This window comes from Mycolicibacterium sp. MU0053 (assembly GCF_963378095.1).
In the GTDB taxonomy this organism is placed as follows: domain Bacteria; phylum Actinomycetota; class Actinomycetes; order Mycobacteriales; family Mycobacteriaceae; genus Mycobacterium; species Mycobacterium burgundiense.
The window spans coordinates 2,291,540-2,302,720 of the sequence record NZ_OY726397.1 but is presented as its reverse complement, the minus strand read 5'-3'; the positions used below and the strand labels follow the sequence as shown (position 1 = coordinate 2,302,720).

The 11,181-nt window shown below is 69.6% G+C and carries 9 protein-coding genes and 1 tRNA gene; 4 read left to right on the top strand and 6 right to left on the bottom strand.

What is annotated here, in order from left to right; all coding sequences use genetic code 11:
• Positions 1–8: 8 nt before the first annotated feature.
• The 3 genes from RCP80_RS10575 to RCP80_RS10565 form a co-directional block, all read right to left on the bottom strand.
• The gene (locus RCP80_RS10575) at positions 9–464 is read right to left on the bottom strand and encodes an ester cyclase (RefSeq protein ID WP_308482276.1); all 456 of its coding nucleotides are present in this window, start codon (positions 462–464) and stop codon (positions 9–11) included.
• Between the two features lie 81 nt (positions 465–545).
• Positions 546–1,076, bottom strand: coding sequence for a YbhB/YbcL family Raf kinase inhibitor-like protein (locus RCP80_RS10570; RefSeq protein ID WP_308482275.1), 531 nt, complete (start codon positions 1,074–1,076; stop codon positions 546–548).
• A gap of 31 nt (positions 1,077–1,107) precedes the next feature.
• Positions 1,108–2,442, bottom strand: coding sequence for a M20/M25/M40 family metallo-hydrolase (locus tag RCP80_RS10565; RefSeq protein ID WP_308482274.1), 1,335 nt, complete (start codon positions 2,440–2,442; stop codon positions 1,108–1,110).
• Between the two features lie 109 nt (positions 2,443–2,551).
• On the opposite strand from RCP80_RS10565, the gene RCP80_RS10560 reads away from it, so the two are divergent.
• Positions 2,552–2,637 (top strand) — tRNA-Leu (locus RCP80_RS10560).
• A 51-nt stretch (positions 2,638–2,688) separates the two neighbouring features.
• Here RCP80_RS10560 and RCP80_RS10555 read toward each other — a convergent pair.
• Positions 2,689–6,510 (bottom strand): bifunctional nitrate reductase/sulfite reductase flavoprotein subunit alpha, encoded by a 3,822-nt coding sequence (locus RCP80_RS10555; protein WP_308482273.1) that lies wholly within the window; start codon positions 6,508–6,510, stop codon positions 2,689–2,691.
• A complete protein-coding gene (locus tag RCP80_RS10550; RefSeq protein WP_308482272.1) occupies positions 6,507–7,955 on the bottom strand; it encodes a nitrate/nitrite transporter in 1,449 nt (482 codons plus the stop codon). Before RCP80_RS10550 ends, RCP80_RS10555 begins: the two co-directional genes overlap by 4 nt.
• Positions 7,956–8,115: 160 nt before the next feature.
• Between RCP80_RS10550 and RCP80_RS10545 the strand changes: the two genes are divergently transcribed.
• Genes RCP80_RS10545 through RCP80_RS10535 form a run of 3 tightly spaced genes read left to right on the top strand, consistent with a single transcriptional unit; the run spans position 8,116 to position 10,812 of the window.
• On the top strand, positions 8,116–9,969 hold the full coding sequence (locus RCP80_RS10545; RefSeq protein WP_308482271.1) for a pyruvate kinase: 1,854 nt from the start codon (positions 8,116–8,118) through the stop codon (positions 9,967–9,969).
• A 36-nt stretch (positions 9,970–10,005) separates the two neighbouring features.
• Positions 10,006–10,155, top strand: a complete 150-nt coding sequence (gene mymT / locus RCP80_RS10540; RefSeq protein ID WP_308482270.1) for a copper-binding metallothionein MymT — start codon at positions 10,006–10,008, stop codon at positions 10,153–10,155.
• A gap of 21 nt (positions 10,156–10,176) precedes the next feature.
• Complete coding sequence (locus RCP80_RS10535) at positions 10,177–10,812, top strand: phosphoribosyltransferase (RefSeq protein WP_308482269.1); 636 nt, start codon at positions 10,177–10,179, stop codon at positions 10,810–10,812.
• Here the strand turns inward: RCP80_RS10535 and RCP80_RS10530 are convergent.
• Complete coding sequence (locus tag RCP80_RS10530) at positions 10,809–11,168, bottom strand: hypothetical protein (RefSeq protein WP_308482268.1); 360 nt, start codon at positions 11,166–11,168, stop codon at positions 10,809–10,811. The genes RCP80_RS10535 and RCP80_RS10530 overlap by 4 nt on opposite strands.
• Positions 11,169–11,181 lie beyond the last annotated feature (13 nt).

Below are 11,181 nucleotides of genomic sequence, written 5' to 3'. Positions count from 1 at the left end.
AGGGACCGTCATCCCCCGCCGTCCCCGGCGGCGGACAGCAACTCGGCGCGGCCGATCTGAGAGACCAGGCTCGCCGAGTCGAAGTAGATGCGCTCGTTGACGATTCGCTCCCCCTCGAAGAAGAACACCGCGATGATCGGCACCCGGAACGACTTCCCCGTCGGGGGCAACCCGTAGAACTCCCCCAGATTGGTTCCCAGCAGGTCGAATTCGACGATCACCGCGTCGTCCGCGACGTGGAAGCGCGCATTCTCGTGGCGTTGGTCGGGGAACGCGGTGCGGGTGGTCAGGTAGTAGCCCATGACCTCGTCCGCGCCGTCGAAGATCTGCCCGGTGGCCATGATCTCGTAGCGCGGATGGCCGTTGAAGGTCGCCAGCGTGCGGTCGAACTCCTTGGTGACCTCGGTTTCCATGTGCTCGCGGATCACCGACAGCCGGCGCTCCCGAAGTGCGTCATCCACCATCTCGGCTACGGTATCGCCCCGGCCCGGCGAGCGCCCGGGTTTGCCCGCAGAACCTCGGGCGCTCGCGAAAAGGGAGCGGTGTTACTTCTGTTCGTAGGTGCCGTGGATGACCGCGCGGGCAATGGCATTCATGAACAGGTTGAAACCCAGGTAGGCCGGCGAGGCGTTCTCGTCCAGCTCCAGCGTCTCGACCTGCAGCGCGTGCACCACGATGAAGTAGCGGTGCACCCCGTGGCCGGCCGGCGGGGCCGCGCCGACGTACCGGCGCATTCCGGCGTCGTTGGTCAGCGTCATTGCCGCACCGGGCAACTCGCTGCCATCGCCGATGCCGGCGGGCAGTTCGGTGACGGTGCCGGGCAGGTTCGCGACCGCCCAGTGCCAGAATCCCGAGGCCGTCGGCGCGTCCGGGTCGTAGACCGTCACGGCGAAGCTGCGGGTCTCCTCGGGGAAGCCGGACCAGCTCAGCTGCGGGGACACGTCTTCTCCCCCGGCCCCCATCAGTCCGCTGACCTGGGCGTTGTCCAGGGGCTGGCCGTCGGTCACCGAGGTCGAGGTGAGCGTGAAACCGGGCAGCTTCGGCAGGTGGTCATACGGGTTGTACGGAAAAGCCATGGTGTCCCTTTCTGGTTGAGTTGTATCGGGCCTAGCAGTTCTTCAGGAAGTGTTCCATCACCTCGGTGCCGAACCTCAGTGCATCCACCGGCACCCGCTCGTCGACGCCGTGGAACAGTGCCGCGAAGTCCAGTTCGGGTGGCAGCCGCAACGGAACGTAACCGAAACACCGAATACCCAGGCGGGCAAAGTGTTTCGCGTCGGTCCCGCCGGACATCATGTAGGGCACGGTCCGGGCCTCGGGGTCCACGGCCAGCAGCGCGGAGTTCATCGCCGCCACCAGGTCGCCGTCGAAAGTGGTTTCGTACGAGGGCAACGCGGTGATCCATTCGCGGGTCACGTCCGGTCCGATGATCTCGTCGACCTCGCGTTCGAACGCGGCCTGCCGACCCGGGACTATCCGGCAGTCGATCACCGCCTCGGCCGTCGCCGGGATCACGTTGGCCTTGTATCCGGCCGACAGCATCGTCGGATTCGCGGTGTCGCGCAGGGTGGCCCCGATGATGCGGGCGATGGGACCGAGCTTGGCGATGGCGCCGTCCAGATCGGGCGAGTCGGCGTCGAAGGTGTAGCCGGTCTCCTCGGTGACCGCGGCCAGGAATTCGGCCACGGCGTCGTGCATGACGATCGGGAACTGGTGGCGGCCCAGCTTGGCCACCGCCTCGGCCACGGCCGTCACCGCGTTGTCGTCATGCACCATTGAGCCGTGCCCGGCGCGGGCGCGCGCGGTCAGCCGCATCCACAGCATGCCCTTTTCCGCGGTCTCGATCAGATACAGCCGACGCTCACCACCGTCGCGGCGCGGGATCGTCAGGGAGAAGCCGCCCACCTCCCCGATCGCTTCGGTGATCCCGTCGAACAGGTCGGGCCGGTGCTCCACGAGCCATTTGCAGCCGTAGTTGCCGCCGGCCTCCTCGTCGGCGACGAAGGCGAACACCAGGTCCCGCGGCGGGACGATGCCGGCCCGCTTGAAGTGCCGGGCGACCGCGATCATCATGCCAACCATGTTCTTCATGTCGATCGCGCCCCGGCCCCACACGTAGCCGTTCTCCACGGCCCCGGAGAACGGGTGCACGCTCCAGTCCGCGGCCTCGGCCGGGACGACGTCCAGGTGCCCGTGCAGCAGCAGCGCCCCCCGGGTGCGGTCCGCGCCCGGCAGCCGGGTGAAGACGTTGGCCCGGCCCGGCGCACCCGATTCGATGCACTCGCACTCGTAGCCGACGGCCTCGAGCTGCTGCACCACCCACTGCGCGCATTCGGCCTCGCCCTTGGTGGTCTCGGGCACCCCGGTGTTGGACGTGTCGAACCTGATCAGGGTGCTGACGAGGTCGACCACCTCGTCGACGGCGGGGCTAGGCGGGGTCACAGTGCCCTGTCTACCAGTTCTCGCCGCGAATGCGGGGGTTGGGTTTGGGGCAACGCAACCCGATCCGTTAGCCTTAGCTGCCCGCTGCGCAGCTGTCGCGGCGGGCGATGTCCGAGTGGCGGAATGGCAGACGCGCTAGCTTGAGGTGCTAGTGCCCTATTAACGGGCGTGGGGGTTCAAGTCCCCCCTCGGACACCCAGATGGAGAGTGTTGAGCGGCGAAGCCGCGATCACACCCCGTGCATCCTCAGTACACATCGCGCACGTAGCGCTTCTCGGCGATCAGTTCGCGCTTGTAATCCCGGGCGGCCTCCGCACTCATGCCGCCGTGGGCGCGGATGATGTCGGTCAGCGCGGCGTCGACGTCGTGGGCCATCCGGGCGGCGTCCCCGCACACGTAGAAATGGGCGCCCTCGGCCAGCCAGCGCCACAGCTGCGCGCCGGCCGCGCGCATCCGGTGCTGCACGTACACCCGCTTGGCCTGATCGCGCGAGAACGCCACATCGAGCCGGGTGAGGAAACCGTCGTCGACCATGTCCTCGAGTTCGGCGCGGTAATAGAAATTCTGCTCCCGATGCTGATCGCCGAAGAACAGCCAGTTGGCGCCGGTGTGCCCGAGCGCCCGCCGTTCCTGCAGGAAACCCCGGAACGGGGCGATGCCGGTGCCCGGCCCCACCATGATCATCGGGGTCGCCGGGTCCCGCGGCGGGCGGAAATGCGGCGACCGCTGCAGGAACACGTCCACGCCGGTGCCGACGGGCAGCTCCGCCAGGTAGGTCGATGCCACCCCGCCGCGTGGCGCGCCCTCGGGGCTGCGGTACCGCAGCACCGAGACCGTCACTTGCACCTCGCCCGGACTGACCAGCGGGCTCGACGAGATCGAGTACTGCCGCGGGGTCAACCGCACCAGCACGTCCTGCCACTGCTCGGCCTCGGCGCGCACCGGGAACTCCCGCACCACATCGAGGCCGTTGCGATCCACCAACCATTTCTCCAGGACATCGCGCCGACGCAGCCGCTTGGCCACCGCCCGGTCCGGGTTGTGCTCGGCGACGAAGTCCAGCAGGTTCGGGGTCACCTTGCAGAGGTCGTAATGGGATGTGAGCGCTTGCCGCAGTTCGGTTTCCGCGCCGTCGACGACGACGCCGGTCGCACCGGACAGTCCGGTGGCGGCGAGCCACTCGTCCACGACATCGGCGCTGTTGGCGACGTAGACGCCCAGCGAATCACCCGCGGCATACTCGACGTCGTGGCCGCTGAGGTCGAAGCCGAACTGCCGGACCTCCTTGGCCGCGGTCGGCGGGGTGAGCCGCGCGTTGCCGCACAGCGGCGCCGCGATCGGCCGGGTGCGGGTGAACGGCGCGGGCGCGCGCGGCGCCGTGCCGGTCGCGGGGCTGGGTGAATCCGCCACCAGCTCAACGATTTTGTCGGCCCACCGCCCCAGCGGCTCGTCGTCGTGCACTTCGTGCTCGGCGCGCTCGAGCACTCGGGTGGCGCCCAGTTCGGCCAACCGGGCATCCAGTGCTCTCGCGTACCCGCAGAAGTCGGCGTAGGCGCGGTCGCCGAGGCCCAGCACCGCGAACCGCACGCCCGCCAGGGCGGGCGCCGCCGGCGCGGCGAGCCGGGCCCAGAAGTCCGCCCCGTTATCCGGCGGGCCGCCGTCGCCGAATGTACTGGTGACGATCACGACCTCGCCGGCGTCCGGCAGGTCCGCCAGCGCCGTCTCGTTCAGCGTCCGCAACCGCACACCGCCGAGCCGGCCGCCGAGGGTCGCGGCGAACTCCTCGGCGTTGCCGGTCTGCGAGGCCCACAGCAGCAGCGGCCCGGTCGCGGGCGCCGTGTCGGGGACCACGGCCGGCGAGGAGGCGACGGGGTTCTCGGCGACCGGCTCGAGCCGTACCGCGCAGTACTTGAGTTCCGGCTGCAGGGCATCGGCGTCGACGGCGTCGTTGGTGACCGTGTTGATGTTGCGTGCCCGGCCGTCGGCGTCGTCCCAGTGGAACGGCGCCCAGACGTTTCCCGGCCGGACCCGATCGGTCAGCACGGCCGGCAGCACCGCCTGCCCGCGCCGCGATCGGATCGCCACCGCCGCGCCGGCGGCGATGCCCAGGGCCGCGGCGTCGTCGGGGTGGACCTCCACGAACGGGGCGCCGTTGAGCTTGTTGAGCTTGGCCACCTTCCCGGTCTTGGTCATGGTGTGCCATTGATGCTGCAGCCGACCGGTGTTGAGCACCAACGGATAGTGCTCGTGGGGCAGTTCAGCGGCCGGCAGATGCGGCCGCGGGTGGAACGCGGCGCGGCGGGTGGGGGTCGCGAAGGCCAGTCGCGGTCGGTGGCCGTCGGAATCGATGAACAGGTCCTGGCTGACGCCGTCGTTGAGGTATCGGATCGGATGACGGTCCGCCTCGCCACCGCGGGCGTCCTCGGGCGGCACCGGCCACTGCAGCGGCGTCTCGCGCAGCCGCTCGTAACTGGCGCCGCGCAGGTCGTATCCGGTTGCCGGGTTGTGGAATCGGCGGATCTCGTCGAAGACCTGCTCGCTGGACTTGTAGTCGAAGTGCGCCCCGAATCCCAGCCGGTCGGCAACCGCACAGATCAGTTCCCAGTCCGGCAGGGCCGCACCGCGGGCCGGCACCGCCTGCTGCAGCAGGGTCAGCGTGCGTTCCGAATTCACCATCACGGCATCGGATTCGGCCCACAGCGCGGCCGGCAACGCGATGTCGGCATAGCGGTTGGTGGCGGTGTCGGCGAACGCGTCCTGGGTGATCACCAGCTCGGCGGCCCGCAACCCGGCGATCACGGTGTCCCGGTTCGGCACGGTCGCAACGGGGTTGGTGCAGATCACCCAGACGGCCTTGATCTCGCCCGTGGACAGCCGGCGGAACAGTTCGACCGTGCCGGGCCCCACGTCCGGGCGGATGGTGCCGGCCGGCAGCTCCCACAGCCGTTCGACGAGCTCGCGGTCCGCGGCGGAGGCGACCGTACGCTGGCCGGGCAAACCCGGCCCCAGGTAACCCATTTCGCGTCCGCCCATGGCGTTGGGCTGCCCGGTCAGCGACATCGGTCCGGAACCGGTGCGGCAGATCGCGCCGGTGGCCAGATGCAGATTGCAGATCGCGTTGGTGTTCCAGGTGCCGTGGGTGCTCTGGTTGAGACCCATCGTCCAGCACGTCATCCAGTCCCCCGCCGCGGCAATCATGGCCGCGGCGGCGCGAATGTCGGCTTCGGGCAGTCCGGTCAGCTCGGCGACGCGCCGCGGCGGGTAATCGGCGAGGAATTCCGGCATGGCCTCCCAGCCCTGCGTGTGCTCGGCGATGAACTCCCGGTCGGTGTCGCCGTTCTGGACCAGCAGGTGTAGCAGGCCGTTCAGCAGCGCGAGGTCGGTGCCGGGCCGGATCGGCAGGTACAGATCGGCATTGTCGGCGGTGGCGGTGCGGCGCGGGTCCACCACGATCAGCTTGGCGCCGGCCTTGACCCGGTCGAGCATGCGCAGGTACAGGATCGGATGGCAGTCGGCCATGTTGGAGCCGATCACGAAAAACAGGTCCGTGTGGTCGAAGTCGGTGTAGGAGCCCGGCGGGCCGTCGGAGCCCAGCGACTGTTTGAAGCCGGTTCCGGCGCTGGCCATGCACAGCCGGGAGTTCGACTCGAGGTGCACGGTGCGCAGAAATCCCTTGGCCAGCTTGGTCGCCAGGTACTGGGCCTCGATCGACAGCTGGCCGGACACGTAGAGCGCGACGGCGTCGGGCCCGTGTTCGTCGATGACGGCCCGCAGTCGCCGGGCCGCCTCGGCGACCGCGTCGTCCAGCGGGGTGGGCACCGGCGCCGCGGTCCGCGAGGGACGCACCAGCGCGGTCGTGAGCCGACCGTCGGCGGCCATCAGCTCGGCGTGGGTGGCGCCCTTGGTGCACAACCGGCCGAAGTTGGCCGGGTGCAGCTTGTCCCCGGCCACCCGGGCGATCACCGGTGCCCCGGTGCCCGGGTCGGGCGCGGTCGTGACGGTGATCCCGCACCCCACCCCGCAATAGGAGCAGGCCGTGCGGGTGGTGCGCGCTGCCGCCGGCGTCACCGCACCGCCAGCGAGGCAGGGCGGCCATCGGAGCGGCCAATGTGCTCGCCGGTGTGCGCGCGGTGCAACCGCAGGAAGACGAACCAGGTGACGAAGGCGCACACCACGTAGAAGCCCAGGAACACCCAGAAGGCGTTGGTCGCCGATTTCGCGTCGCTGACGTAGGAGGCGCGCAGCACGACGTTGATGAACACCCCGCCCAGGGCACCGACGGCACCGGCGAATCCGATCAGCGCACCCGACATGCTGCGTGACCACGCGGCCTTGCCGGCCCGGTCCAGGTCGTCCCGATCCTGCGCCTTGGCCTCGAAGATCGACGGGATCATCTTGTAGGTCGAGCCGTTGCCGATTCCGGAGAGGATGAACAGCAGGATGAATCCGGCCACATAGGCGCTCATCTGGGCGCCCGTCGGGGCGCCGGGGGCCGCGTCGTCGAGCATCCCGGTGACCACCAGGATTCCGGCGGCGAAGGTCATCGCGACAAACGTGTAGGCGGTGATGCGGCCGCCGCCGACCCGATCGGCCAGCTTGCCGCCATACGGGCGGGCGATCGAGCCCAACAGCGGTCCGAGGAAAGCGATCTGGGCGGCGTGCAGCGCGGCCTGCGCGGGGCTGTCCCCGCCGGCCAGGAAGTTGATCTGGAGCACCTGTCCGAACGCGAAGGAGAACCCGATGAACGACCCGAAGGTGCCGATGTAGAGAAAGCTCATCACCCAGGACTGCTTGTGGCGCAACGCCTCCGCGAGCGCGCCCAGGTTGGACTGCTGGTTGCGCAGGTTGTCCATGAACAACGCCGCCCCCAGCGCCGCCAGGCTGATCGCGACCAGGTACCCGGCGCACACGATCTCCGGTGCGGTGTTGCCCACGGTGGCGATCACCAGCAGTGCCACCAACTGGATCACCGGCACCCCGATGTTGCCGCCACCGGCGTTCAGGCCCAGGGCCCAGCCCTTGAGCCGTTGCGGATAGAACGCATTGATGTTGGTCATCGATGAGGCGAAGTTGCCCCCGCCCAGGCCGGCGAACGCCGCCACCACCATGAACGTCGTGTAGGAGGTGCCGGGCGTGGTGATGAAGTACCAGGTCAACGCCGTCGGGATGAGCAGCAGCAACGCGCTGACCACGGTCCAGTTACGGCCCCCGTAGCGGGCCGGGGCGACGGTGTACGGAATCCGCATGAACGCGCCGACCAGGGTCGGCACCGCCACCAGATAGAACTTGCCCGCGGCGTCGATGCCGTAGACGTCCTCGGGCATGAACAGCACCATCACCGACCAGATCGACCAGATCGAGAAGCCGACGTGTTCGGCGACGATCGACCAGATCAAATTGCGTTTGGCGATGTCCTTCCCGGCGACCTTGCCGTCCTTGCCCTCCCACGCCTCGACGTCTTCGGCGTCCCAGTCGTCGATATCGCGGTTACGGGTGAACGACAGTGCTGACATGTTGCCTCCGGGTGTTCGCTGCTGCTTGCCTCAGGTGTACTGGCCGGCAATTCCGCACCGATTGCACGAGCGTGACCGCGGTGTCACTAGTGCCTCACATCCCAAATTGGTCCCGCGTGAGCCCGGACCGCGCGCGGCCGGGGACGGCTAACCTCGAAGGATGACCGACGAAGCCGAAGTCAGCGCCCTGCGCGATGTCGTCGACGGCCTCCTCGATGACCTCGCCGAGGGCGAGGCGGCCTGGTCCGACCTCATTGACCGCGCCGCCCCCGAGTATCAGGACTCGGCCCGGAACATGGTGCACTACTTGGCAATTCGGCGCCGCGATCTGCGCGATACCCAGCACCGACTCGCGCGGCTCGGGTTGTCCTCGCTGGGCCGCAGCGAACCGCACGTGCAGGCCACCCTGCGCGCCGTGCGGGCCGCGCTGACCGCGATGTCCGGCGCGGACGCGGCGGCCCCGCAGGACAGCGCGGTGCCGATCGGGGACGGCGCGGTGCTGCTGGCCAAGCACGCCGCCGCGTTGCTGGGGCCCGCGCCGCGACAGCGCGCGAGCCGGATCATGGTGACCATGCCCTCGGCCGCGGCCACCGACTCCGCGCTGGTGCGCGACCTGGTGGCGGCGGGCATGGAGATCGCGCGGATCAACTGCGCCCACGACGACCCCGACACCTGGCGTGCCATCGCCGGGCAGGTGCGGCGGGCGGCCCGGGAAACCGGGCGGACGTGTCTGGTCGCGGCGGATCTGGCCGGACCCAAGGTCCGCACGGGACCGCTGGAATCCGGGCCGCGCCGGGTCAAGCTGCGGCCGCGACGCAACGACCTCGGCCGGGTCGTCGAACCCGCGCGGGCGTGGCTGACCTCGATTCAGGATCCCGCCCCGGCGCCGGTGGAGGGCATGTCGGTGCTCCCGGTGGCGGGCGCCTGGTTGGCCCGTCGGCGGCCCGGCGATGTGCTGATGCTGCGCGATACCCGTGGCTCCCGGCGTCGGCTCACGGTCGTGGAGCATGTCGCGGCGGCCGGGTGCCTGGTCACCGTCCCGAACACCACCTATGTGGCCACCGGTACCCGGCTGCGGGTACGGGGAGGCCGGGATCGCACCGAGATCGGTGAGCTGCCGCAGGTCCGACAGGCGCTGCGGCTGCGCCGCGGGGATGTGCTGGAGCTGACCCGGGACTGCCGGCCGGCTCCGGTGACGCACGGGAGGGCGCGGATCGGCTGCACGCACGCCGAGGTGATCGACGCCGCCCAGGTCGGTCACCGGGTGTTGTTCGACGACGGCAAGATCGCCGGCACCGTGACCGACCGCGACGGCGGTGAGCGACTGCGGATCCGGATCACCCACGCGGGCGCGGGCGGCTCGAAGTTGCGGGCCGACAAGGGCATCAACCTGCCCGACTCCACGCTGTCGGCGTCGGCGCCCACCGCACAGGACCTCGCCGATGCCGCGGTGGCCGCCGAGTTCGCCGATTTCATCGAGATGTCGTTCGTGCGCGACCCCGGCGACGTCGAACGGCTGCTCGGCGAGCTCGACCGGCTCGGTGCCCATGAGATGGGCCTGGTGCTCAAGATCGAGACGCCCAGCGCGTTCGAGCATCTGCCGCGCCTGCTGATCACCGCGATGCGCCGCCCCAAGGTGGGGGTGATGATCGCGCGCGGGGACCTCGCGGTGGAATGCGGCTACGAACGGCTCGCGGAGTTGCAGGAGGAGATCCTGTGGCTGTGCGAGGCGGCGCATCTGCCGGTGATCTGGGCGACCCAGGTGCTCGAGCAGCTCGCCAAGACCGGTAACCCGTCGCGGGCCGAGATCAGCGACGCCGCGATGAGCGAACGCGCCGAATGCGTGATGCTCAACAAGGGCCCCTACATCCGCGATGCGGTCGCCGCACTCGACGACATCCTGCATCGGATGAGCGAGCACCACTACAAGAAGAACCAACTGCTGCGGCCGCTGCGGTCCTGGCAGCCAATTCTCGACCGCATCCCAAAGTCGCCCGCGGCGCAACGTGGGTGAGGCACGATCGAACAAACGGTAAGGGAGGGTGATTCGATGTCAACGAATGAGGCCGGCACGGTGTTGACGTGTGCGCACGAGGGCTGCGGATGTCGGGTACGGATCGAGGCGCCGTGCGACTGCCCGGATGCCGCGGGCGCATACCGGTGCACCTGCGGCGCCGAGTTGGTCGCGGTCGAGAAGTAGCGACTGCGTTCGCCGCCCGCCATGCACCGACCGCGCTACCGCAACCGAGCCGAGGCGGGTCAGGCCGTCCTGGCGGCGCTGCAGTCCGCCGGGCGCGCTGACGCGGACTCGCTGGTGGTGGGGTTGGCGCGCGGCGGTCTTCCGGTGGCCGCCGAGGTGGCCCGCGGTTTGGGGGCCGAACTCGATGTCGCGGTGGTCCGCAAGTTGGGCGCCCCGGGGCATGAGGAACTCGCCCTCGGCGCGATCACCCGGGACCGGATGGTGCTCAACGATGCCCTGGTGCGGTCGTTACGGATTTCCCCCGACACGATCGATTCCGTGGTCGCGGCCGAGCGTCGGGAACTGCGTCGCCGCGAGACCGCCTACCGGGGCGGTCGAGGACCCGCCGCGATGCGGGATCGGGTGGTGATCCTGGTGGACGACGGCATCGCTACGGGAGCCAGCATGCGTGCGGTGGCCCTGGATGCCCGCGATCAGGGAGCGGCCCGGGTCGTCATCGCGGTGCCGACCGCACCCGCCGACGTGGTCGGGGACTTCCGGGATGTCGCCGATGCCTTCGTGTGTCCGCACACGCCGAGCCCGTTCCTCGCGGTCGGGCTGTCCTACGAGCACTTCGACCAGACCAGCGACGACGAGGTGCGTGCGCTGCTGAGCTAGGGGTTGGTCGGCTTGTTCTCGTCGGAGGTGTCGAGCGCGGTGTCGGTCCCGGCCTCCAGGCCGGCCTCGCCGGCGCTGTCGCCGACCGCGCCCTCGTCGGGGTAGTCGGCGTCGAAGGTCTGATAGGTCTGATCGACGGAATCCGCGTCGGGATCGGCCACCTCGTCGGCCGGTGCCGCTTCGGGCTCTGCTCCGCCAGTGCGCTGCTTTTCCCGGATCGCGTCGATGATCAGCAGGATCACCCCGATGACGCTCGCCGCGATGCACACCCACGCAATGAGCTCGTTACTGGTCACCACCGCGGTCACCAGTGCCGCCAGCCCGATGACAGCCAATACCAACGCAACGATCAACATCGAAAACTCCCCG

Excerpts from the sequence above, each read along its gene's own strand:
- RCP80_RS10575 (WP_308482276.1), bottom strand. The coding sequence starts at position 464 with ATGGTGGATGACGCACTTCGGGAGCGCCGGCTGTCGGTGATCCGCGAG.
- RCP80_RS10570 (WP_308482275.1), bottom strand. The coding sequence starts at position 1,076 with ATGGCTTTTCCGTACAACCCGTATGACCACCTGCCGAAGCTGCCCGGT.
- RCP80_RS10550 (WP_308482272.1), bottom strand. The coding sequence starts at position 7,955 with ATGTCAGCACTGTCGTTCACCCGTAACCGCGATATCGACGACTGGGAC.
- RCP80_RS10545 (WP_308482271.1), top strand. The coding sequence starts at position 8,116 with ATGACCGACGAAGCCGAAGTCAGCGCCCTGCGCGATGTCGTCGACGGC.
- mymT (WP_308482270.1), top strand. The coding sequence starts at position 10,006 with ATGTCAACGAATGAGGCCGGCACGGTGTTGACGTGTGCGCACGAGGGC.
- RCP80_RS10535 (WP_308482269.1), top strand. The coding sequence starts at position 10,177 with ATGCACCGACCGCGCTACCGCAACCGAGCCGAGGCGGGTCAGGCCGTC.
- RCP80_RS10530 (WP_308482268.1), bottom strand. The coding sequence starts at position 11,168 with ATGTTGATCGTTGCGTTGGTATTGGCTGTCATCGGGCTGGCGGCACTG.